This window comes from Flavobacterium glucosi (assembly GCF_048286535.1).
GTDB lineage: Bacteria > Bacteroidota > Bacteroidia > Flavobacteriales > Flavobacteriaceae > Flavobacterium.
Map to the genome: position 1 here is coordinate 592,354 of NZ_JBLVPK010000001.1, position 23,327 is coordinate 615,680.

The 23,327-nt window shown below is 33.6% G+C and carries 19 protein-coding genes; 12 read left to right on the forward strand and 7 right to left on the reverse strand.

The window, feature by feature from the left end:
* Positions 1 to 35: 35 nt before the first annotated feature.
* From ACNQGD_RS02840 to ACNQGD_RS02855, 4 genes are all read right to left on the reverse strand, one after another.
* Complete coding sequence (locus ACNQGD_RS02840; RefSeq protein ID WP_417992647.1) at positions 36 to 1,307, reverse strand: adenylosuccinate synthase; 1,272 nt, start codon at positions 1,305 to 1,307, stop codon at positions 36 to 38.
* A 58-nt stretch (positions 1,308 to 1,365) separates the two neighbouring features.
* Positions 1,366 to 1,821, reverse strand: a complete 456-nt coding sequence (locus ACNQGD_RS02845; RefSeq protein ID WP_035670620.1) for a Fur family transcriptional regulator — start codon at positions 1,819 to 1,821, stop codon at positions 1,366 to 1,368.
* 118 nt (positions 1,822 to 1,939) lie between these two features.
* The gene (locus ACNQGD_RS02850) at positions 1,940 to 4,159 is read right to left on the reverse strand and encodes a RelA/SpoT family protein (RefSeq protein ID WP_417996729.1); all 2,220 of its coding nucleotides are present in this window, start codon (positions 4,157 to 4,159) and stop codon (positions 1,940 to 1,942) included.
* A 112-nt stretch (positions 4,160 to 4,271) separates the two neighbouring features.
* Positions 4,272 to 5,057, reverse strand: a complete 786-nt coding sequence (locus ACNQGD_RS02855; protein WP_417998217.1) for a TrmH family RNA methyltransferase — start codon at positions 5,055 to 5,057, stop codon at positions 4,272 to 4,274.
* Positions 5,058 to 5,267: 210 nt separating this feature from the next.
* Here ACNQGD_RS02855 and ACNQGD_RS02860 point away from each other — a divergent pair, with 210 nt between their 5' ends.
* Genes ACNQGD_RS02860 through ACNQGD_RS02875 form a run of 4 tightly spaced genes read left to right on the forward strand, consistent with a single transcriptional unit; the run spans position 5,268 to position 9,346 of the window.
* Positions 5,268 to 5,870, forward strand: a complete 603-nt coding sequence (locus ACNQGD_RS02860) for a trimeric intracellular cation channel family protein (RefSeq protein ID WP_417996727.1) — start codon at positions 5,268 to 5,270, stop codon at positions 5,868 to 5,870.
* 35 nt (positions 5,871 to 5,905) lie between these two features.
* Positions 5,906 to 6,907, forward strand: coding sequence for a GNAT family N-acetyltransferase (locus ACNQGD_RS02865; protein WP_417998218.1), 1,002 nt, complete (start codon positions 5,906 to 5,908; stop codon positions 6,905 to 6,907).
* Entirely contained in the window at positions 6,904 to 8,070 is a 1,167-nt protein-coding gene (locus ACNQGD_RS02870; RefSeq protein ID WP_417998219.1) for a DegT/DnrJ/EryC1/StrS family aminotransferase, read from the forward strand. The genes ACNQGD_RS02865 and ACNQGD_RS02870 overlap by 4 nt, the downstream gene beginning before the upstream one ends.
* Position 8,071: 1 nt before the next feature.
* A complete protein-coding gene (locus ACNQGD_RS02875) occupies positions 8,072 to 9,346 on the forward strand; it encodes an O-antigen translocase (RefSeq protein ID WP_417998220.1) in 1,275 nt (424 codons plus the stop codon).
* A gap of 16 nt (positions 9,347 to 9,362) precedes the next feature.
* On the opposite strand, the gene ACNQGD_RS02880 is transcribed toward ACNQGD_RS02875, so the two are convergent.
* The gene (locus tag ACNQGD_RS02880; RefSeq protein ID WP_417998221.1) at positions 9,363 to 10,502 is read right to left on the reverse strand and encodes a glycosyltransferase; all 1,140 of its coding nucleotides are present in this window, start codon (positions 10,500 to 10,502) and stop codon (positions 9,363 to 9,365) included.
* A 36-nt stretch (positions 10,503 to 10,538) separates the two neighbouring features.
* Here ACNQGD_RS02880 and ACNQGD_RS02885 point away from each other — a divergent pair, with 36 nt between their 5' ends.
* The 3 genes from ACNQGD_RS02885 to ACNQGD_RS02895 are packed head-to-tail and all read left to right on the forward strand — an operon-like array spanning position 10,539 to position 13,152.
* Positions 10,539 to 11,666: a glycosyltransferase gene (locus ACNQGD_RS02885; protein ID WP_417998222.1), complete on the forward strand. Its 1,128-nt coding sequence runs from the start codon at positions 10,539 to 10,541 to the stop codon at positions 11,664 to 11,666.
* Positions 11,663 to 12,055, forward strand: coding sequence for a sugar 3,4-ketoisomerase (locus ACNQGD_RS02890; protein ID WP_417998223.1), 393 nt, complete (start codon positions 11,663 to 11,665; stop codon positions 12,053 to 12,055). Before ACNQGD_RS02885 ends, ACNQGD_RS02890 begins: the two co-directional genes overlap by 4 nt.
* Positions 12,052 to 13,152: a glycosyltransferase family 4 protein gene (locus ACNQGD_RS02895; protein WP_417998224.1), complete on the forward strand. Its 1,101-nt coding sequence runs from the start codon at positions 12,052 to 12,054 to the stop codon at positions 13,150 to 13,152. The genes ACNQGD_RS02890 and ACNQGD_RS02895 overlap by 4 nt, the downstream gene beginning before the upstream one ends.
* On the opposite strand, the gene ACNQGD_RS02900 is transcribed toward ACNQGD_RS02895, so the two are convergent.
* Complete coding sequence (locus tag ACNQGD_RS02900) at positions 13,126 to 14,040, reverse strand: glycosyltransferase family 2 protein (RefSeq protein ID WP_417998225.1); 915 nt, start codon at positions 14,038 to 14,040, stop codon at positions 13,126 to 13,128. The genes ACNQGD_RS02895 and ACNQGD_RS02900 overlap by 27 nt on opposite strands.
* Positions 14,040 to 14,723 (reverse strand): cell division ATP-binding protein FtsE, encoded by a 684-nt coding sequence (locus ACNQGD_RS02905; RefSeq protein WP_417992660.1) that lies wholly within the window; start codon positions 14,721 to 14,723, stop codon positions 14,040 to 14,042. Before ACNQGD_RS02905 ends, ACNQGD_RS02900 begins: the two co-directional genes overlap by 1 nt.
* A 248-nt stretch (positions 14,724 to 14,971) precedes the next feature.
* On the opposite strand from ACNQGD_RS02905, the gene ACNQGD_RS02910 reads away from it, so the two are divergent.
* The 5 genes from ACNQGD_RS02910 (at position 14,972) to asnB (ending at position 23,299) form a co-directional block, all read left to right on the forward strand.
* Positions 14,972 to 17,986, forward strand: coding sequence for a tetratricopeptide repeat protein (locus ACNQGD_RS02910; protein ID WP_417998226.1), 3,015 nt, complete (start codon positions 14,972 to 14,974; stop codon positions 17,984 to 17,986).
* A gap of 81 nt (positions 17,987 to 18,067) precedes the next feature.
* Positions 18,068 to 18,931, forward strand: a complete 864-nt coding sequence (locus ACNQGD_RS02915) for a PhzF family phenazine biosynthesis protein (protein ID WP_417998227.1) — start codon at positions 18,068 to 18,070, stop codon at positions 18,929 to 18,931.
* Between the two features lie 44 nt (positions 18,932 to 18,975).
* On the forward strand, positions 18,976 to 20,787 hold the full coding sequence (locus ACNQGD_RS02920; protein WP_417998228.1) for a TonB-dependent receptor: 1,812 nt from the start codon (positions 18,976 to 18,978) through the stop codon (positions 20,785 to 20,787).
* 186 nt (positions 20,788 to 20,973) lie between these two features.
* Positions 20,974 to 21,423, forward strand: a complete 450-nt coding sequence (locus ACNQGD_RS02925; protein ID WP_417996715.1) for a hypothetical protein — start codon at positions 20,974 to 20,976, stop codon at positions 21,421 to 21,423.
* A gap of 199 nt (positions 21,424 to 21,622) precedes the next feature.
* Positions 21,623 to 23,299 (forward strand): asparagine synthase B, encoded by a 1,677-nt coding sequence (asnB, locus tag ACNQGD_RS02930; protein ID WP_417998229.1) that lies wholly within the window; start codon positions 21,623 to 21,625, stop codon positions 23,297 to 23,299.
* The last annotated feature ends 28 nt before the right edge of the window (positions 23,300 to 23,327 follow it).

The following is a 23,327-nucleotide window of genomic DNA, read 5'->3' on the forward strand; positions in this document are numbered from 1 at the left end:
AAAAACGCTCTGAATTTTCAGAGCGTTTCGTAATCTTATTTCAGAATAGTTTGCTTTCTGTCTGGACCTACAGAAACTATTTTGATAGGAACTTCCACTTCTTTTTCAATGAATGCAATATATTCTTTTAATTCTGTCGGTAATTCATCATACGTAGTCATACCAGTCAAATCTTGTTTCCAACCTTTGAAATCCTGATATACCGGAGTTACGTTTTCTGGCTCGATGTTATAAGGGAAATGAGAAATGTTCTCTCCTTTATAATTGTATTCGGTACATACTTTCAATGTTTCAAATCCTGAAAGTACATCACCTTTCATCATCATCAGTTGCGTTACACCATTAACCTGAACTGCATATTTAAGTGCTACTAAGTCTAACCAGCCGCAACGTCTTTGTCTTCCGGTTACGGATCCAAATTCATTTCCTACACGTGCCATAGTTGCACCATCTTCGTCAAAAAGTTCAGTAGGGAATGGACCACTTCCTACGCGTGTTACATACGCTTTAAAAATTCCGTATACTTCCTTGATTTTATTTGGAGCAATCCCTAAACCGGTACAGGCACCGGCAGCAGTAGTATTTGATGAAGTTACAAATGGATACGTTCCAAAATCAACGTCCAATAAGGAACCTTGAGCACCTTCACATAATATTGATTTACCAGCTTTTTGAGCTTGGTGTAAATATTCTTCACTATCAATGAAATCTAATTTTTTTAGTTCTTCGATAGCTTCAAAAAATTCTTTTTCTAATTCTTCTAAATTATATTGGATAGCAACATCGTAGAATTTTATCATTGCTTCATGCTTGTCAGCCAAAGCTCTGTAACGATCTGCAAAATCTTCTAATTCGATATCACCCACACGAATACCGTTTCTTCCGGTTTTATCCATATAAGTAGGTCCAATTCCTTTTAATGTAGAACCAATTTTTGCTTTTCCTTTTGAAGCCTCAGAAGCAGCGTCTAATAAACGGTGCGTTGGTAAAATTAAATGTGCTTTTCTTGAAATGATTAATTTATTTTTGATGTCTAAATTAAATTTCTCAAGACCTTCAATTTCTTTTTGAAAAACTACAGGATCAATTACTACTCCGTTTCCAATGATGTTTACAGCAGTTTTATGAAAAATACCAGAAGGAATAGTTCTAAGAACATGTTTTATTCCGTCAAATTCCAAAGTATGTCCTGCATTTGGACCTCCTTGAAAACGAGCGATAATATCATAATTTGAAGTCAGAACATCAACAATTTTTCCTTTTCCTTCATCTCCCCATTGTAATCCTAGTAATAAATCTACGGTCATTCTATCTGTTATTTGTAGTTAGTGATATATTGAAGGGACAACTAGTCAGTTATCCGTACTATTTTTGTTTTTTTATTCCATATAAATATAAGGAATGGTTGGTAATCTCGATGTCGAATATTTCTTCGATTGTTTTTTTGATACTTTGAATTCTTGGATCGCAAAACTCAATTACTTCGCCAGTATCAGTCATTATAATATGATCATGCTGCTTATCAAAATATGATTTTTCATAATGCGCCTGATTTTGCCCAAATTGGTGTTTACGCACTAAAGCACAGTCCAATAGCAATTCAATCGTGTTGTAAAGAGTTGCTCTACTTACACGATAGTTTTTATTTTTCATTTTAATATAAAGGTTCTCTACATCAAAATGTTCTTCGCTATCGTAAATTTCCTGAAGGATAGCATAACGTTCAGGAGTTTTGCGATGCCCTTTTTTTTCAAGATACATTGTAAAAACATTTTTTACAATTTCTTGGTTTTTGGTGTTATCTGTGGAAATGAGTGTCATATGCGAGCAAAGATAAATTTTTTAGTTTAAAGTATAAAGTTTAAGGTTTGTTTAGTTTTAAGTTTTTTAGTTTCAAGTGGAACAAATTGAGATTTAAAACTAAAAACTGGATTTTTTTCTATGTTTTATAAACCCTTGTTACTTTATCAATTCCGTCAATTTTTTTGATGTTGTTGATCATTTTTTTCAAAATGGTATTGTTTTGAACAATTACCGCAACTTGACCATGAAAAATTCCTGCATCGGTACTCAAAGAAATACTCTGAATATTAACGTGCATATTGTTCGAAATTACCTTTGTCAATTGGTTTGTGAGTCCTAAAACATCCATTCCGGTTATGTTGATGATGGCTTTGAATTCTTCTTGTGAAGAGTCAATCCATTTGGCTGTCATTATTCGGTAGGCATAGTTGGATTGCATCCCAATGGCGTTTGGACAATCTTTTTTGTGTACTTTTATTCCTTCGTTGATCGTTACAAAACCAAATACATCATCACCAGGAATTGGGTTGCAGCAAGGCGATAATTTATAATCCAGTTTGTCGTGTTCTTTTCCAAAAACCAGCATGTCGTAATTACTGCTTATGATTGGTTTATGGATGTCTTCATTAGCAGTACTTGGCGAACGTTTCATTTTGTTTTTGAAAAAATTAATGAACGTATTGCTTTTTTGCGCTGCGTAATCTTTGAGTTGTTGGTTTTCAATAGCACCGATTCCCACTCTGTAAAATAAATCTAAACTGGTTTTTAGTTTAAAAAAGTTGACCAATTCATTAACCACTGATTCGTTTAACGTTATTTTTAAATGTTTTAATTTTCGAGTAAGGAGTTCTTTTCCTTCCTCACCAATTTTCTTGGTATTCTCGTTTAAAACGTTTTTTATTTTTGTTTTGGCTCTGGAAGTAGTTACGTAATCCAGCCAGTTAATTGTAGGTTTTTGATGTTGGGAGGTAATGACTTCAATCTGATCGCCACTTTTTAATTCGAAATTCAAAGGAACTAGTTTCCCATTGACGCGTGTCCCTCTTGTTCTGATTCCTATTTCAGAGTGAATGCTGAAAGCAAAATCAAGTGAAGTGGCACCTTTTGGCAATGATTTTATTTCTCCTTTTGGGGTAAACACAAAGATTTCTTTGGAATATAGATTCATTTTGAAATCTTCCACAAAATCTACTGCATTCGTCTCTGAATTTTCTAAAGCTTCTTTTAGTAAATTTAGCCAAACATCCAGACCACTTTCTTCGGTAGCGCCATTTTTATATTTGTAATGTGCAGCATAGCCTTTTTCGGCAATTTCATCCATGCGTTCACTTCGAACCTGAACTTCAACCCAGCGGCCCTTTGGTCCCATTACAGTAATATGCAATGCTTCATAACCTGTTGATTTGGGTGACGAAATCCAGTCGCGCAATCGACTTGGACTAGGTCTGTAATGATCTGTTACAATAGAATAGATTTTCCAGGCAAGAAATTTTTCGTCGTGGGGATTTGATTTGTAAACGATGCGCAAAGCAAACTTATCATATACTTCGTCGAAGCTTACGTTTTGCGCTTTCATTTTTCGACGAATAGAATAGATGGATTTTGGACGGCCTTTTATAATGTACTCGACTCCTTCTTCATCCAAAGCTGTTTTTAGAACCGTAGTAATATCAGCAATGTAAGCATCTTGCTCTTCTTTGGTTTCTTTTATTTTACTTAAAATATCATTGTATACTGCTGGTTCAGTATATTTTAACCCTAAATCTTCAAGCTTCGTTTTGATGTTGTATAAACCCAATCGATGTGCTAAAGGAGCGTAAATATACAAAGTCTCTGATGCAATTTTAGTTTGTTTGTCTTCCTGCATCGATTCCATAGTTTGCATATTGTGCAAACGATCGGCTAGTTTGATCAGAATTACTCGAACGTCATCGTTTAGTGTAAGAATCATTTTCCTGAAATTCTCGGCTTGTAATGATGCATTCAAATCCTTTTGAACCATGGATATTTTGGTTAATCCCTCGACGATTTGAGCCACTTTAGGATTAAACAAACGTTCGATATCTTGAATAGTAGTTGGCGTGTCTTCAACAACATCATGCAATAATGCGGCAGCGATGGATGTAGCTCCCAAACCTATTTCGGAAGCCACAATTTTTGCCACAGCAATGGGATGGAAGATGTAGGCTTCACCTGATTTTCTGCGTTGCTCTTTATGAGCTTCTACGGAAACATCAAATGCTTTCCGGATTAATTTTTTGTCTTCTGGTGTTAAAGTTTGGTAACTTATGCGAAGCAATTCTTTATATTCTTGGGCAATCGCCTTGTTTTCTTTTTCTAAATCTATTTCTGTCATAACGGCATTGTTCATTTCCTAAAAATAAGAATAAGTTGGGAGATATGCAAATGTATCTTTGAATTTTAAACGAAAGAAACTTGGATTTGTCTTTAAATTTGCTGTCCAAAATCTAAAATCCTCTCTGTCTTTTGGCTTCAAAAATCAAGATTGCTGCTGCAACCGAAACATTCATGGAATCGATCTCGCCTTGCATTGGAATAATAATATTTTGGGTCGCTTGTTTTCGCCATTCCTCGGTCAATCCGGTGGCTTCCGTTCCTACAACCAAAGCCGTTGGGGTGGTGTAATCTTGTGTGTGATACGAAGTCGAGTTTTGTAAAGTCGCACAATAAAAATTGATTTTTCGTTCTTTTAAAAAAGCAATAATTTCTGACGTTGTTCCGGTTGCAATTTGGTTGGTAAACAAACACCCTACGCTGGAACGCACAATGTTTGGATTGTATAAATCACTTTTTGGATTGGCAATTAGTACCGCGTCAAGATTTGCAGCATCGGCGGTACGAAGTAAAGCTCCAATGTTTCCGGGCTTTTCCGGTGCTTCGGCAATAAGAATCAATGGATTTTCGGATAATTTCAAATCAGATAATTGCAACGATTTGGTTTTGGCTACAGCCAAAATGCCTTCGGTGGTATCTCTGTACGCTAGTTTTTGATAGACTTCTTTATTGATTTCTATCAGTTCGGCATTTTTAGATAATTGACTGGCTTCGGATTCGGAACAAATTTCAGGTAAAAACAACAGCGTTTCCATTTCGTAACCGCCTTTAATGGCAATAGAAATTTCACGTTTTCCCTCAATTAAAAAGGTTCCGGATTGTTTACGCGCTTTTGCTTTTTCCTGCAATTGCACTAAAGATTTTATGTATGGATTTTGTATCGAAGTGATTTGTTTCAAGAGGTACAACTATTTAATTTATAGGAAACAAAGATACATAGAGAAAATTCAGTTTTCTATATTTGGATTCGAATATTTATCTACTGATATGGGCGTGGATTAAATGTAGCCAATAGGAGTTGGTTACACGAGTATTTTCTTTAATTTTGTCTGAAATATATTCAATAAACAGCATCTTAGTATCCATTTTTAAATCCAAAAAAAAATAGCATGTTCCATTTATTAGACATCATCGGTACGATGGCTTTTGCCATGTCTGGTGCTTTGACGGCAATGAATAAAAAAATGGACCCTTTTGGTGTATTTATTATTGCATTTGTAACTGCCGTGGGTGGCGGAACGTTGCGGGACATTATGATTGGGCGAACTCCTGTGGGATGGATGCTGGATTTAAAGTATGTGTATGTGATAATCATCGGATTTGTATTGGCCATTATTTTTAGGAAAAAATTCGATCGATTGCGCACTTCTTTATTTTTATTTGATACTATTGGATTGGGTGTTTTTACGTTAATAGGTCTCGAAAAAGGAATAAATATTGGACTTCATCCAGTCATTTGCGTCGCTTTAGGAACTATGACAGCTTGTTTTGGAGGCGTTATTCGAGATATTTTATGTACTGAAATTCCCGTTATTTTTAGAAGGGAAATTTATGCAACAATTTGTATTCTTGGTGGAATTGTTTTCTTTATTCTTCGGGAATTTAATTTAGAAAGTGATGTTTTATACTTAGTGACATCCTTAGTTATCATTTCGGTTCGTCTGATGGCGGTGAAATTCAAATGGTATTTATCACCTTTAGAGAATAAATAAAAAATGCTTAATTTCACGAAGTCTAAAATCAAATAGTGAAAAATTATTCTGTCAAACAATACCAGGAAAGCGAGTATGCAAATTGGAATACCTTTATTGGTCAAGCCAAAAACGCTACCTTTTTATTTCACCGTGATTTTATGGAATACCACAAAGATCGGTTTGAGGACAATTCCTTGATTGTTTTTTATAAGGATAAATGGATTGGAGTTGTACCAGCGAATAAAGTTAGGAATGAAATTTTTTCGCATCAAGGATTGACTTATGGTGGCTTGGTTTACAGTGATAAGTCAAAATTGACAACTGTAATTAATGCTTTTAGGTGTGTTTTGTTGTTTCTAAATGACAATAAAATAGAGAAACTGCATCTGAAAACGATTCCATCTATTTATCATACTAAACCTGCCGAAGAAATTGAGTATGCTTTATTTTTGGCTGAAGCCAAATTGGTAAGACGAGATAGTTTGTCTGTGATTGATTTATTACAGATAAATAATTTTTCAAAAATCAGAAAAAGAGGCATTCAAAAAGGAGTTGCAAAGGGTTTGGTTATCAAAGAAGAAGAGGTTTTTGAACTGTTTTGGAATGAGATATTGATTCCAAACTTGAATGAAAGACATAGAGCAAAACCGATTCATTCCATTGCAGAAATGAACCTTTTGAAAAGTCTTTTCCCTAAAAATATCAGGCAGTTTAATGTGTATTATAACAATAAAATTGTGGCTGGAACGACTGTTTTCGAAAGTGAAACGGTTGCGCATTGTCAATACATTTCTAAATATGAAAAAGATGAAAATTTAGGAAGTTTAGATTTTTTATATCATTTTTTGATTAAAGAAGCTTTTGCTGACAAACGATTTTTTGATTTTGGAATTTCCAATGAAGCGCAAGGAAAATTATTGAATGATGGGTTGTCTTATTGGAAAGAAAGTTTCGGAGCCAGTACCATAGTTCATGATTTTTATGAAATTGAAACGGCAAATTATGTAAAGCTAGATTCCTTTTTTACTAAATCAAAAAACAGACTGACCGAATGATTCCATTTCTTGATTTAAAAAAAATAAACGAACCGTATGAAACCGCTTTTCAAGGAAAACTGAAAGCCGTTTTAGCTAATGGTTTGTATGTTTTAGGAAATGAAGTCAAGGAATTTGAAGCGAGTTTTGCCAAGTATTGTGGTGCCAAATATTGCATCGGGACTGGAAATGGGTTAGATGCTTTAGTCTTGATTTTTAAGGGGTATATTCAACTTGGAAAATTGCAAAAAGGGGATGAAGTTATTGTTCCTGCAAATACTTATATTGCGAGTATTCTGGCTGTTTTACAAGCGGATTTAATTCCTGTTTTGGTCGAGCCAAAATTAGAAACCTACAACATCAATCCTGATTTAATTTTACAAAAGATTACTTCAAAAACCAAAGCAATTCTAGTAGTTCATCTTTATGGACAATTGGCAGAAATGGATGCGATACATGAAATTGCTGTTGCAAATAATTTATTGGTTGTCGAAGATGCGGCTCAGGCTCATGGTAGTGTTCAGTGTTCAGGGCTCAGTGTTCAGTCAATAGATCGTAGTCTTGAAGATGTCATCCCGAGCGCAGTAAAAGGACTTTTTTTGAGAGCCGGAAACCTTGGGAATGCGGCGGCTTTTAGTTTTTATCCTGGGAAAAATCTAGGTGCATTGGGCGATGGAGGAGCAGTTACTACAAGTGATTCGGAGTTGGCTAAGGTCATTCAATCGTTGCGTAATTACGGTTCTGAAACCAAATATTATAATGATTATGTAGGTATAAATTCAAGATTAGATGAACTGCAAGCGGCTTTCCTTAATGTAAAATTGCCCCATTTAGATATTGAAAATCAACGACGTAGAGTAATTGCAAAACGCTATTTGTCTGAAATTAAAAATGATAAAATACGATTGCCAAATTGGGATTTATCAAATAATCATGTTTTTCATTTGTTTGTCATTCGAACCCAAAACAGAATAGAGTTGCAAAACTATTTACATCAGAATAATATTCAAACGGTAATACATTATCCCGTTGCGCCTCACAATCAAAAAGCGTTATCATTATGGAATCATTTGTCTTTTCCAATAACCCAAAAAATTCATGATGAAGTGTTGAGTTTGCCTATAAGCCCAGTCTTGACAATGGATGAGGTGAGTTTTATTGTTGCAGTTTTAAATAAATACTAAATTGGAATTTATTAAAAAAATAGCACAGACACAGTTGTTTAAGATTACGTCTTTAAATAGTTTAAGTGTTATTTTAAAAATTGGAATTGGGTTAATCACTTCAAAATTATTGGCTGTTTTTGTAGGTCCAAGCGGAATGGCTTTAGTTGGTAATTTGAGGAATTTTTTAACTTCCTTAGAAGGCATTTCGACTTTAGGTTTTCAAAACGGAATTATAAAATATGTTGCTGAAAACGATAAAAATGAGAATCAGCTTAAAAAAATAATTACCACAGTTTTTATTAGTTTGGTATGTATTGCGACTGTTTTAAGTGGCGTCTTATACTTTTTTGCGTCTTATTGGAACCGTCAAATATTTGGAAATAATTTTGAGTATGCGATTGTTTTCAAAGCATTGGCTTTGGCTTTGCCTTGGTACGCGATTTCTGTTTTTTTGTTGTCTGTACTTAATGGTTTAGGGCAATTCAAAAGAGTTATTTGGGTCAATATAATAGGGAATGCCATTGGTTTATTGGTCTCTATTGGTATGATTTTCAACTATCAAACTTTAGGAGCATTACTGTCATTAGTACTATCTCCTGCTTTATTGTTTTTTGTGACATTTTATTACGTAAACAAGGAAATCAACTTTTTTAAAACAATTCGGATGTATCAGTTTGATTATCAAGTGGTAAAAAACCTATCGTCTTATTCTTTAATGGCTTTGGTTTCAACAGTTTTAGGACCTTTGGTGTATTTATTAATCCGAAATCATGTTATCCAGAATATTGGACTGGAACAAGCCGGTTTTTGGGAAACAATGACACGCATTTCGACGTATTATATGTTGTTTGTTACTACAATTTTGACTGTTTATTTTTTGCCGAAATTGGCTGTCGCCAAAAACAATCTGGAGACAAAACGTGTTTTTTGGAGTTATTTCAAAAATATTGTACCTGTTTTCATAATAGTATTAGCGGTGCTTTACTTTTTACGATTTTTTATCGTTAATCTACTTTTTACCCATGCTTTTCTACCGGTAACGACTTTGTTTTTTTGGCAGTTGGCAGGGGATGTTCTAAAAGTAGCGTCTTTGATTTTAGGGTATCAGTTTTTTGCAAAAAAATTAACTGTAGCATTTATAGTTTCAGAGTTGTTTTCACTTCTCGTTTTATATTTTTTAAGTATTTATTTAGTTGATTTACATGGAATTCAAGGAGTTGTAATGGCTCAAGCTTTTGATAATTTTATTTATTTGTTAGTGTTGGTTGTTTATTTCAGGAAGAGTTTGTTTTAGTTTTTTAGATAAAAAATTAAGCTTTATTCCAAGTTTCTAAGTAATGATTAGCAATTTTTATATAATCATGTTCTTGCTCCACAAATGCTCTTGCCCGTTTGCCAATTGCTCTAATTTCTTCAGGATTTTCAATCAAAAATGACAATTCTGTCACTAAATAATTCACATCCGGCAAAGCATTTACAGCCACTCGTTCGGATATATTATAATGTTGTACAAACTCTGTTTCGGCACCAGTGAATACAACTTTTCCTTTTGCCATGGCTTCCAGTGCATTATATCCTTGGTCGCAACTAAAATTTTGGTCTAATAAAATATGTGCTTTGTTGTATAAATCGATATAAATGGGATACGGAACTGTTTTTGTGCTAATTATTTCAACTCTGTTTCCGTATTTTATTTTTATAATTTCAAGTGCTTTTTCAAAATAAGGAATGCCTTTTTGATTGTAGCTCCATTCATTTATGCCAAGAAAAATTACGATTTTATTTTCAATGTTCAATTGCTGAAACATTAATTTAGTATGATTAATTGGGTATGGAATAAAACCGGAATATTTCGAACTTTTATTTACGGCAGCAACATAATCAAAATCGGTGGCGATTATTCCACTGCATTTTTCCAAAATAAAATCGTGTATTTTTTTATGATTTTCTTTTAAATATTCAAATAATGGATCAAACTCTTTGGTTAGTTTTGGATTAAGAAAAAAGGGTTGTAAAATCGATTTTTTGGTTTTGTTTTCTATATCGAATTTCATGTTCAAATAATCAGCGCCGCAGGACAAAATAAAAACTCTTTTATTTAATTCGAAAATTCTCTTAATCAAGAAAAGTTCTAATTTCTTTGTTGTTTTTATAGGCGCTTCATTAATGAACTGAATTACGTCGAAATTTTTAAATTTTGGAAGCAAAAAATAAAACCGAATTCCATATTCTAAAGTCGCAAAGTCATAATTAAAAAGGCGATAAATAATTTGTCTAACTATATTAATTAACTTAAATTTACTCCATTTGGCTTCAAAATCTAAATCAACGGGATAGTTTTTGAAACCATCACTATTTGCTGCTAAAATTACTTCATGTCCAAGTTGAACTAACCCTTCCTTCAAAGAATTGTGTAAAAGACTATATTCTCCGATAAGTAAAATTCGCATGAATAGTATATTTGTAACGAAAATATGCAATCAGCAATGATAAAACAAAACTTTAAGTATAAAATTGCTTTAATTGGGTATCGGTTAAGTGGAGGAGGAAGCGAAAAAGTTATGGCTACGTTGTCGATTTTTTTTGATAAAATGGGAATAGACGTTTGTAACATCATTATTTTAGATGAAGTATCGTATCCGTATTCTGGGAGGCTTGTCAATTTAGGGTTGTTGAAAGACAATAAAAATGGATTTATCAATAAATACAAGCGATTGACTGCATTGCGAAATTGTTTAAATGCAAATAATTTTGATTATATAATAGATTTTCGTTTTAGAATTAAACCTATTCAGGAATTAATTTTGTCACGATTGATTTATAATACAAAAACGATATTTACAGTTCATAGTTTTTTGATAGATCATTATATGCCCAACAACTCTTTGTTAACTAGGTTTATGTACAATCATTGTTATGCGAATGTCGCTATTGTGGCAGAAATGAAGGAGTTGATGGAGCAAAAACATAATTTAAAAAACGTAGTTACTATTTCTAATCCGGTAAATCTAGAGGAAGTTAACGAAAAGTGCACGGAATCTATTGACATTGAATTTGATTATATCATAGCGATAGGTCAATATGAGAGTACAATAAAGCAGTTTGATAAGTTAATATTGAGTTATGTAAATTCAATTTTACCTAAAAAAAATATTCATCTTATAATACTGGGAAAAGGCAATAAAAGCCCATTGAAAAGTATAGCAGAAGCAAATGGAGTTTTAGAATATGTACATTTTTTAGGATACCAAAACAATCCTTTTAAGTATATTTCTAAAGCTAAATTTCTCGTATTATCGAGTAAAAACGAAGGATTTGCCAATGTTCTGTTAGAAGCTTTAGCATGTGAAACTCCCGTTATAGCATTTGATTGTCCCTGTGGACCAAGTGTAATTATTAAGGATAAAATAAATGGGATTTTAGTAGAAAATCAAAACTTGCAAAAACTTACAGAAGCAATGAATTTATTAGAGTCAGATGAATCTTTATATCTGCATTGCAAGAAAAATGCTTTAGAAAGCATAAAGCCTTTTTTACTGGAAACAATTGGTCAGCAATGGTTAGAACTGATGAAAATGGAAGGTTCTTTTAATACAACAAAATTAAAATTATGAATGTAAGAATAATTGACATTCCAAAAATAGAAAATGCCTTAGGAAACATTGCAGTAATGGAAAACGGTTCCATTCCTTTCGATATAAAAAGAGTTTATTATCTATACGATATTCCAAGTTCTTCAAAACGAGGCGGACATTCCCATAAAAATCTCCAACAAATATTGATAGCCATTTCAGGAAGTTTTGATGTGGTTTTAAAGAACGGAAGTTCAGTCAAAACAATTACATTGAATAAACCTGATAAAGGATTATTTATAGAAAATCACATTTGGAGGGAATTAGAAAATTTTTCTTCTGGAGCAGTTTGTTTGGTTTTGGCATCTGATGTATTCGATGAAGAAGATTATATTCGGGATTTTGATGAATTTTTGATTTCTAAAAAATGAAACTTTTATACCTTGTTCCCAACATAAATAACGAAGGCGGTGTAGCCCGAGTGCTTTCTGTAAAAGCCAATTATCTCATTGAAAAATTGGGATATGAAGTTCATATTCTGACTCAGAACGACGGACATTTTCCTTTGTTTTATTCTTTTAATTCTAATATTATTTTTCACGATTTGCTATTGAAAGGGAACTTATTTCAGTTTCTTAATTCTTTTGCGAAAGGGTTAAAAAGTAGAATTAAAGCAATTCAACCAGATGTTATTATTGTTTGTGACAATGGCCTAAAAGCGTATTTGATACCTTTTATTTTAAAAAATAAAGTTCCTCTTGTGTTAGAAATGCACAGTTCCAAGTTTATTGAAGAAAGAGAATCAGATAAAAATATTTTGACTAAAGTTGCGTCTAATTATATTTCTCTTTTAAAAAAAATCGGGATAAAGAAATACAATCGATTTGTTGTGGAAACGAGCGAAAGCATTGCAGAATGGGAAATAAATAATGCAATTGTCATTCCAAATCCTTTATGGTTTATTTCCGAAAAATCAAGTACTTTAGAAAATAAAAAAGGTATTGCAGTTGGTCGGCATACGTATGAAAAAGGATTTGACAGAATGGTACAAATCTGGAAAAAAGTGGTTGAGAAACACCCAGAATGGATATTGGAAATTTATGGGAAATCATCTGAAAATAGTAATTTACGATTGTTAGCTGAAAATCTGAACATTTCGGACAATATTATTTTTTATGAACCGGTTCAGAATATTAACGAGAAATATTTAGAGGCTTCATTTTATCTGATGACGTCTCGATTTGAAGGTTTTGGAATGGTCTTAATTGAGGCAATGGCTTCTGGATTGCCTTGTATTGCTTATGATTGTCCGTGTGGACCAAGAGGAATTTTATCTCAAAATGAAGATGGTTTTTTGATCGAAAACGGTAGCGAATCAGATTATGTAAAAGCAATTGAGACTTTAATCGAAAATGCGACATTAAGAAGAGAAATGGGTAAAAAGGCAAAGTTATCTAGCGAAAAATACCATATCGATGCTATTATGGAAACCTGGAATCAATTATTTATTGGAATGAAAAAGAATTAATTTTTTATCATTTATCGAGCATAAATAACCTATCCGAAACCAATTAAAAAGGAATAAATTAGGATTTTTACCGGTTAAATTTCGCAGCTGATATTTTTCAAAAACCGAATGTATTTTTGAAATGATAAAAGTGCATTTTGTTTGTTTCAAAAAATGATACAATTGAATAAGCTTTACAAACTCAACAGCAATTTTTTCTTCTTTGTACAGCGAAATCAAATTTTCTAAGGACTCTTTGGTTTTGTTCATATAAACCAAGTTTGTGTCAATTTCGCCGTGTTCAACAGGATTTTCAATCTGATTTACTTTAACTTTTAACAGACTCAACTGATATGAAAGTTGGGTGTCATCATGACCGTATTTTTTCTTGTTGGCATCAAATTTTACTTTATCAAAACAGTCTTTTTTAATCACGGTATTATTAAAAAGTAACGATTGATACGGTTTTTTCTTTCGGTGTACCGCAGATTTATCCTCAATACATCTTCCATATTCCCAACGTAGTTTTTGGTTGTCGGAAGGACATTTTTCAGGATGCAACCTGCCGCCATAAACAACATCAAAATCATGAAGATTGTCAATGTATTTTTTTATGTAATGATCATGAATAATTATAGAGTCTCCGTCGATAAAAAGCAAATAATCAAATTTTGCTTGCTCAGCGAGTGAATTTCTGTTTTCTCGATGCGCTAGATTTTCTTTTAAGGATACAAAACTGCAATTTGATACTGCGTTTACATTTTCATTACATGCATTTAAACTTGATTTTGAAGCATCGTCTTGACATAGAATTTCAAAATCTATTCCGCAATCCATACATTGTTTGTGTAACTCTAAAACAAGAGGATAAACATTGTAATTGTATATTGGAACAAGAATGGAAAGCATTATGCCGTTCTCTGAACTACTTCAAAGATTTTTGCATCTTCGCATTTCAATGTTTTCGAAGGGAATTTCATCAATAATGCATAATCGTGTGTCGCCATAATGATGGTTTTTCCGTTAGCATTGATCTTCTTTAAGACTTCCAATACTTCGGCACTTGTTTGTGGATCAAGGTTCCCAGTTGGTTCATCAGCCAGGATTAATTCGGGGTCGTTCAGTAAAGCTCTGGCTATGGCAACACGCTGCTGTTCACCGCCTGAAAGTTGATGTGGCATTTTATTGCCAAATTCTTTCATACCCACTTTGTCTAAAACTTCATCCATTTTATTCTGCATTTCTACGTTGTCAATCCAGCCTGTAGCTTTTAGAACAAATAACATATTGTCTTTTACAGTTCTGTCTGGCAATAATTTGAAATCTTGAAAAACGATTCCAATCTTTCTTCTCAAAAACGGAATGTCATCTTCTTTTAAAGTGGCTAAATCAAAATCTACAATGTTTCCTTCTCCTTCTGTTAAAGGTAAATCAGCATATAAGGTTTTCATCAAACTACTTTTTCCGGAACCTGTTTTTCCAATGATGTATAGGAATTCACCATGTTTTACCTCCAAGTTCACCTCTGTTAAAATAGATTTTCCTTCTTGATAAATATTTACATTTTTTAAAGACAGTACGGATTGTGACATAATTTGCATTTGTTTATTGGGTAAAAGTAATAAGATAACGGTTCTATTCAAAATAAATTCTATTCAATTAGATAGAATTCTGATAATTATAAATAATAGGGGAAAGTAGCGGCATTTACAGCGTTGAATAGTAGGGCCTGTAAAGGTGAATTCTACGGTGTTAAAAAAAATGTTCATAATAAAAGCCAATAACGATTCGTTATAGAGTTCAGAATATGATACATTTGAATTATTAAAATAAAATCACAATGCGTAAAATTTCTTGGCTCTTCTTTATTCCAATTTTTATTATAACGGCCACTATTTCGGCACAAAAATCAACCATTTACACGCACGATTCGAAAGATTTCAATAAAGCGGTTTCTTTGTTTAAAGACGCGCAATATGCATCGGCGCAACTAATTTTTAATAAAGTAAAGGAAACGGCGACTACTGAAGAGCTAAAATCAGATTGCGCGTATTATGCTGCAAATTGTGCCATTCGAACCAATCAGGCGAATGCGGATGGATTGATGGAGCAATTTGTTTTGGATTATCCTACGAGCGTAAAACAAAACCAAGCGTATATTGAAGTGGCACATTATCATTTTAGCCAAGGGAATTATCCGCAAGCGTTACAATGGTTTGATAAAGTGGATGAAAGTAGTTTGAGCAGAAACGATCAAGATAAATTTAACTTCCAGAAAGGCTATAGTTTTTTTAACGCCAAAAATAAAAAGGAAGCTACAGTGTATTTAAATAAAGTCGTTAATTCTGCCGAATATGGTTCTCAGGCTAAGTATTATTTGGGATTTATGGCGTACGAAGGGGATGATTACAAACAGGCAACAAAGTATTTTGACGAAGTTTCAGGCGAAGAAAAGTACAAAGAAAAGCTTTCGTATTATCAGGCGGATATGAATTTTAAACTTGGTGATTTCCAAAAAGCAATTGATTTAGGGCAGAAAGCGATGGCTAAATCTACTCCTTTAGAAAAATCAGAACTGAGTAAAATCATTGGCGAAAGCTATTTCAATTTGAAGCAATATGATAAAGCAATTCCATATTTAGTAGATTATAAAGGTAAAAAAGGGAAATGGAATAATACGGATTTTTATCAGTTGGGATATGCCTATTACAAGCAAAAAGACTATGAAAACGCAATTTCTCAGTTTAATAAAATTATTGGAGGGAAAGATTTCGTAGCGCAAAATGCCTATTATCATTTGGGAGAAAGTTACCTGAATACCGATAAAAAACAACAAGCTTTGAATGCTTTCAAAAATGCTTCGGAAATGGAATTTGATTTGGCCATTCAGGAAGATGCCAGTTTGAATTATGCTAAATTGAGTTATGAATTAGGGAATTCATACCAAAGTGTACCAGCAGTTTTGCAAGCTTTCTTGAATAAATATCCAGATAATGCAAGCCGTTCTGAGGTGGAAAAATTATTGATAGATTCTTATATTTCTTCTAAAAACTACAAAGAAGCTATAGTTTTATTGGAAAAAAATAAAGCACCGGAAAATAAATTAGCGTACCAAAAAGTGCTTTTTTATAGAGGGTTAGAATTGTACACCGATGAGAATTATCCGGAAGCATTGAAAATGTTTACGAAATCCGTAAGTGAACAAAAAGATGCGATTTTTACGGCTCGTGCTACTTTCTGGCAAGGCGAAACGGAATATGTTTTGAATGATTTCAAAGAGGCGTTACTGAGTTTCAAGCAATTCATTGGTGCAAACCAAGCGGCAACTACACCGGAATTTAAAAACAGTAATTACAATATTGCTTACACGTATTTTAAATTGAAAGAATACGAGCAAGCAGGGGATTATTTCCAAAAACAAATAGAAAAAGCACCTTCAGATAAAGTACGTTTGGATGATTCCTATTTGCGTTTGGCGGATTGCCGTTTTGTAACTTCAAAATACGGTCCTGCAATGGAAGCGTATACTAAAGTGATCGAGTCTAAAAGTGTAGACGCAGATTATGCGTATTTCCAAAAGGCAATTTCTTATGGATTTATGGCTAAAAACGATAAAAAAATGGAGGAGCTAAATGCTTTTTTACAATTGTATCCAAAATCAGAATACAGAGACGATGCGCTTTTTGAATTGGCAAATACGTATGTTGCCGAGAATAAAAATGATCTTGCCGTAAAAACGTATGACCGTTTAAATACTGAATTTAAAAAAGGTTCTTTTACTTCCAGATCTATTTTGCGTCAGGGATTAGTGTATTATAACACAGATAAAGACGAGCAGGCATTATTAAAATTTAAAAAAGTAGCCGCTGATTTTCCTAGAACTCCAGAAGCTTTAGCAGCGGTAGCCACTGCTCGATTGATTTATGTGGATAATGGCAGAGTGGATGAGTATGCAACATGGGTTCGTACATTGGATTTCGTCGCGGTGACTGATGCAGAACTTGATAATGATACGTATGAAGCCGCTGAAAAACAATTTCAACAGAATAATGTCAAGCAGGCAATTGCAGGATTTAGTAGTTATATAAATCAGTTTTCTCGAGGAATTCATGCTTTACAGGCTAATTATTATTTGGCTCAATTGTATTTTTCTGATGGATCAGAGAGTAAATCGATTCCTAATTATGAATACGTGATTGCACAATCCAGAAGTGAATTTACAGAACAATCGTTGTCACGATTGGCTCAAATTTTCCTTAAAAACAAAGAGTATGAGAAAGCTATTCCGGTTTTATCCCGTTTAGAAAACGAAGCGGATATTTCTCAGAATAAAACTTTTGCGCAATCGAATTTGATGAAATTGTATTACGATAAGAAAGATTATCCGAATTCAGGTGTTTATGCCGAGAAGGTTTTGATCAATCCTAAAACAGATGATAATGTAAAAAGCGATGCGCAGATTATCATTGCACGTGCAGCAATTGAAACAGGTGATGAAGCAAAAGCGAAAGTTGCCTATGCAAAATTAATGACGATTGCCAAAGGAGAATTAGCTGCTGAAGCCTTGTATTATGACGCTTATTTTAAAAATAAAGACGCAAAATTTGAATCTTCAAATGTTGCAGTTCAAAAATTAGCGAAGAGTTATTCCAGCTATAAATATTTTGGAGCCAAAGGATTAGTATTGATGGCGAAAAACTTTTACGGACTGAAAGACAGCTACCAAGCAACCTATATTTTAGAAAATGTAATTCAAAACTTTACTGATTTTCAGGATGTAGTTTCAGATGCGCAAAAAGAATTGGATATAATAAAAGCTGAAGAATCCAAAACAAATTCATCAATTACTAAGTAAAGAAGGCGTAGAATTAGATTAAGAAAAAAGAAGAATGGGCATGAAATTTTTAAAATAATCGAAAGCCAAAAAACAAAGAGAATGAATCTACCTTTTTACATCGTTGATGTTTTTACAGAGAAAAAATATGCAGGCAATCAATTGGCTGTTTTTTTAGAGGCTGAAGGCTTAAGTGACGAACAGATGCAAAAAATTGCCCGTGAAATCAACTTTGCGGAAAGCACTTTTATAACTAAGCTTGACGCTGAAAATAGCTTCGCAGAAATTAGAATTTTTACTCCAGAGTACGAAATGAAGTTTGCAGGACATCCAATCATAGGGACATCGTGGGTTTTGATGAACACCATATTTGAAAATCAGCCTGAAAAAATTACGTTATCGGTTCCAATTGGTGAAATTCCAGTGCATCAATCGGGAGATTTGGTTTGGTTACAGTCGGCTCAACCCCAGTTTTTGGATACTTTTTCAGCAGAAGATTTTTTAACCTTCAGCAATTTAAACCCTGCTGATTTTGATGATGCATTTCCCATTCAGGAAGTGACTACAGGAAGTGCTTTTGTAATTGTTCCTCTTAAAAATAAAAAAGCATTGGAAAATTTAATTCTCGACAAGGTTAAAACGGACGAATGGTTGCGCGGGCATTGTAAAACCAATCATAGAGCGTTATATTTCTATTGTTTAGAAGATGAAAAACTCATTAGCAGAATGCTGTGTGTTGAAAATAATCAACTTATTGAAGATGCAGCAACGGGAAGTGCAAGCACTTGTTTACAGGCTTTTCTGTTAAAATATAATGCGCCAGAAATTCAAATTATCAATCATCAGGGCGATTTTATAAACAGATCTTCTCAAATTTATTTTGATGGAAAAGTAGCTGAAAATCATTTTGTTATAAAAATTGGAGGGAAAACGCAATTCATTGCAAAAGGGGAATGGGAAGTTTAAATTACAGGGTAAGAGTTATAAATAAGAAGTAAAAAAAATAAAACATGACATTTAAATTAAACATAAAATCATTCACAAATAATACAGCAACGTTTACGGCTACCTTTCCTTCGGGGAGGGTTGGGGTGGGGATTTTATTTCTTTTACTTTCCCAATTTTCGTTTGCACAAAAGAAAGAGCAAATAGGTACAGAAACTGTGAATGTTGTAAAACCATATACGCCAAAAATTTCAGACGCTTTCAAAGTCAAAGAAATTCCGGAACTCGATGATGAAGGAAATGCCAAGAAAGAAAATATAAAATATACTATTTTCTCTTTTCCGGTAGCTTCGACTTTTACACCATCCAAAGGGAAAGCAGAAGGGGTAGAGAAAGAAAAACAAGCACATTTGTTTAAAAATTACGCCACTTTTGGGGTTGGAAATTACGGAACCTTTATAGGAGAATTATTCGTGAATCATGATCTTAATGATACGGATTATGTTGGTGGAATGTTTCGTCATCATTCGTCTGAAGGCGGAATCCAAAATGTAGCATTAGAAGATCGTTTTTATGACACATCGCTAGACTTGATGTATGGCTCCAATCAAAAAAATGTATCGTGGAATGTGGATCTGGGGTATCAAAACCAAATTTATAATTGGTACGGATTACCTGAAAATTTCGGAAGCACTTTGACTCCTCAAGACAGAACGAATTTAATTAACAGAATTAATCCGCAGCAAACTTACGGTACGATATCGTTAGGCGGAAATGTTGTGTTTAACGAAAGTATTTTGAACAAAGCAAGTTTGAAATACAACCATTTTTCAGATGCTTTCGGATCTTCTGAAAATCGATTTTATGCAAAACCATCGCTAGAATTTGATGTATTGGAAAGTGCTGTAAAAACAAATATAATCGTAGATTATGTAGGAGGTAGTTTCAAGAAAAATTATTCAAATACCAATACAGAGCTTGTCAAATATGGCTTTACAAATTTTGGAATTGTTCCTAGCTTTGTAATGCAGGAAGAGGATTGGACGCTGAATATTGGAGCTGGTTTATTTTATAGTTTGGATAATGTAAACAGCAATAATAAATTTCTAGTGTATCCGCAGTTCAATGCTTCTTACAAAGTGGTGGGTGATTTGATGATTTTTTATGCTGGAGCCGAAGGAAATTTGGAACAAAACTCCTATATGGATTTTGTTAATGAAAATCCTTTTTTATCGCCAACATTAAATATTGCGCCAACAGACAAACAGTATGATGTTTTTGCCGGATTAAAAGGTAAATTAACGAACAATGTGAGTTATAATATTAAAGCTTCGTATGCAAACGAAAGAAATAAAGCCTTGTTTAGAAGCAATGATTATACTGAAAATGCGAGCAATGCTGATTATGGGTATGGAAATTCCTTTCAAGTGGTGTATGATGATATGAAAACATTACGTTTTTACGGAGAATTAAAAGCTGATTTTTCTTCAGCTGTGTCTTTTGGGATCAACGGGACTTTCAGTAAATATACCAATGATTTTGAGCAGGAAGCTTGGAATCTGCCTACTATAAAAATAAGTTCAAATCTTGATTTTAATATAACGGAGAAATGGTTCGCTGGTGCAAATGTGTTTTACGTAGGCGAGCGAAAAGATTTTCAGGTAAATACCGACTTAGTATATGTAGTTCAGCCGGGTCCTTTTACTTTAAAATCTTATTTTGATGTAAATGCAAATGTTGGATTCAAATACAGCGACCGATTGACTGCTTTTGCAAGAGCCAATAATATCACTAATAATGCGTACCAAAAATGGTTGAATTTTCCAGTTCAGGGTTTTCAGGTGATTTTAGGCGTGAACTATAAATTTGATTTTTAATTTTTTATTTAACCACAAAGTTCACAAAGAAAGCACAAAGACCACAGAAAATATAATTAAAAATTCTAAGTCAACCTTTTGTCTTCTTTGTGAAAAAACTTTTTTCTAAATACAGAAAATATAATTAAAAAAAAACTTCGTGAACAATGTGCTTTCTTTGTGAACTTTGTGGTTAAACTTTAAATTATGACTTTCAAACAAAAAATACATGCCCATTACCTGCAATTAGTTCAGGATCGAATCGATGTTTTCAAAGATATGATTGTGGCACTTACCGAAGATTCTAAAAACGACGCCAAAGGTTCTGCTGGAGACAAACATGAAACCGCTTTGTCGATGATGCATATTGAGCAGGAAAAACTCAATCGTAAATTGAGAGAAGTACTGGATCAAAAAACAGTTTTGGATAAAATTGACGCTACTGCAAGTGCTGAAACTATTATTGTGGGGAGCTTAGTAAAAGCAAATGGAATCTATTTATACCTGAGTGTGGCACTTCCAAAAATTAATGTCGAAGGAATCAATATTATCGCATTATCTCCACAATCGCCTTTGGGAAGTAAACTCATGGGAAATCAAGAAGGGTTTACTTTTGAGATTAATGGTACGAAGTATTTAGTGGAGACTATCGAATAAAAAGCTGTTATAATTTACATTCCATTTTTACAATCCACAACTTCAATTCTATTTTTATAACCTTTCAATTACATTTTAAACTAAAATAGTCTTTTTTAGTTATTATTTATAACTAAAAATAGCATTTGTGTTTTTCAATTAGAACTATAACGCCATCTTTGCCCTATCAAAATAAACAAAACAATAAAAACATATAGTTATGTGCGGAATAGTATGTGCCTTTGATTTAAAACAAAAAGCGGAAATTTTAAGACCACAAGTGTTAGAAATGTCTAAAATTATCCGTCATCGTGGACCGGACTGGAGCGGAATTTTCAGTAATGAAAAAGCTATTTTATCTCACGAGCGTTTGGCAATTGTTGATCCAGCTTCAGGGAAACAACCTTTGTTCAGTGAAGACAAACAACTTGTTTTAGCGGCAAATGGTGAAATTTATAACCACAGAGCATTGCGTAAACAATTTGAAGGGAAATACAACTTTCAAACGGAAAGTGACTGTGAGGTTATTTTAGCACTTTACAAAGAAAAAGGACCTCATTTTATTGATGAAATGAACGGGATTTTTGGATTTGCCATTTATGATGTAGAAAAAGATGAGTATTTTGTTGCTCGTGATCACATGGGAATTATTCCATTATACATTGGTTGGGATGAACACGGAACTTTTTATGTAGCTTCAGAATTGAAAGCATTAGAAGGATATTGTACCAAAATTCAATTGTTTCCTCCGGGACATTATATGTCAAGCAAGGATGGAGAATTTGTACAATGGTATAAAAGGGAATGGGTTGATTACGATGCTGTAAAAGACAACGTAACCAGCATTGACGAAATTAAAGTCGCTTTAGAAGCAGCGGTTCACAGACAATTGATGAGTGATGTGCCTTATGGAGTATTACTTTCGGGTGGATTAGATTCTTCAATTACGTCGGCTGTGGCCAAAAAATATGCGCAAAAACGTATCGAATCCGGCGATGTTGCCGATGCTTGGTATCCGCAATTGCATTCTTTCTCGGTAGGATTGGATGGTTCTCCAGATTTAGCGGCAGCCCAAATAGTGGCAGATCATATTGGAACGATTCACCACGAAATAAAATTCACTATTCAAGAAGGTTTGGATGCGATTAAAGATGTAATTTACAACTTAGAAACGTATGATGTGACTACGATTAGAGCCTCAACACCTATGTGGTTAATGGCGAGAGTTATTAAATCAATGGGGATTAAAATGGTATTATCTGGTGAAGGAGCAGATGAACTTTTTGGAGGTTATTTATACTTTCACAAAGCACCAAACGCAAGAGAATTCCATGAAGAAAACGTACGTAAACTAGGTAAATTGCACATGTATGACTGTTTGCGTGCTAACAAAAGTTTAGCAGCATGGGGAATTGAAGGACGTGTGCCGTTTTTAGACAAAGAGTTTATGGATGTGGCGATGCGAGTTAATCCACAAGATAAAATGATCAACGCTGAACACCCAATGGAAAAATGGGTCGTTCGTAAAGCTTTTGAAGAAATGTTGCCGCCAAGTGTGGCTTGGAGACAAAAAGAACAGTTTAGTGATGGTGTTGGATACGGTTGGATTGATACTTTGAAAGAAGTGGTAGCTATTGAAATTACCGATGAACAATTAGCAAATGCTAAATACAAGTTCCCTCTGCAAACGCCAACTTCTAAAGAAGAATATTATTATCGTTCTATCTTTCATGAGCATTTTCCAAGTGATGCCGCTGCTTTATGTGTACCGCAAGAAGCAAGTGTGGCGTGTAGTACAAAAATTGCCTTGGAGTGGGATGAAGCATTCAAGAATATGAATGATCCGTCCGGAAGAGCAGTAGCTAGTGTACATGATGATGCGTATGTAACAGCATAATCACAATTTAACTAAGATTTTATAAACA

Excerpts from the sequence above, each read along its gene's own strand:
- ACNQGD_RS02840 (WP_417992647.1), bottom strand. The coding sequence starts at position 1,307 with ATGACCGTAGATTTATTACTAGGATTACAATGGGGAGATGAAGGAAAA.
- ACNQGD_RS02845 (WP_035670620.1), bottom strand. The coding sequence starts at position 1,821 with ATGACACTCATTTCCACAGATAACACCAAAAACCAAGAAATTGTAAAA.
- ACNQGD_RS02850 (WP_417996729.1), bottom strand. The coding sequence starts at position 4,159 with ATGACAGAAATAGATTTAGAAAAAGAAAACAAGGCGATTGCCCAAGAA.
- ACNQGD_RS02860 (WP_417996727.1), top strand. The coding sequence starts at position 5,268 with ATGTTCCATTTATTAGACATCATCGGTACGATGGCTTTTGCCATGTCT.
- ACNQGD_RS02870 (WP_417998219.1), top strand. The coding sequence starts at position 6,904 with ATGATTCCATTTCTTGATTTAAAAAAAATAAACGAACCGTATGAAACC.
- ACNQGD_RS02880 (WP_417998221.1), bottom strand. The coding sequence starts at position 10,502 with ATGCGAATTTTACTTATCGGAGAATATAGTCTTTTACACAATTCTTTG.
- ACNQGD_RS02885 (WP_417998222.1), top strand. The coding sequence starts at position 10,539 with ATGATAAAACAAAACTTTAAGTATAAAATTGCTTTAATTGGGTATCGG.
- ACNQGD_RS02890 (WP_417998223.1), top strand. The coding sequence starts at position 11,663 with ATGAATGTAAGAATAATTGACATTCCAAAAATAGAAAATGCCTTAGGA.
- ACNQGD_RS02895 (WP_417998224.1), top strand. The coding sequence starts at position 12,052 with ATGAAACTTTTATACCTTGTTCCCAACATAAATAACGAAGGCGGTGTA.
- ACNQGD_RS02900 (WP_417998225.1), bottom strand. The coding sequence starts at position 14,040 with ATGCTTTCCATTCTTGTTCCAATATACAATTACAATGTTTATCCTCTT.
- ACNQGD_RS02905 (WP_417992660.1), bottom strand. The coding sequence starts at position 14,723 with ATGTCACAATCCGTACTGTCTTTAAAAAATGTAAATATTTATCAAGAA.
- ACNQGD_RS02910 (WP_417998226.1), top strand. The coding sequence starts at position 14,972 with ATGCGTAAAATTTCTTGGCTCTTCTTTATTCCAATTTTTATTATAACG.
- ACNQGD_RS02915 (WP_417998227.1), top strand. The coding sequence starts at position 18,068 with ATGAATCTACCTTTTTACATCGTTGATGTTTTTACAGAGAAAAAATAT.
- ACNQGD_RS02920 (WP_417998228.1), top strand. The coding sequence starts at position 18,976 with ATGACATTTAAATTAAACATAAAATCATTCACAAATAATACAGCAACG.
- ACNQGD_RS02925 (WP_417996715.1), top strand. The coding sequence starts at position 20,974 with ATGACTTTCAAACAAAAAATACATGCCCATTACCTGCAATTAGTTCAG.
- asnB (WP_417998229.1), top strand. The coding sequence starts at position 21,623 with ATGTGCGGAATAGTATGTGCCTTTGATTTAAAACAAAAAGCGGAAATT.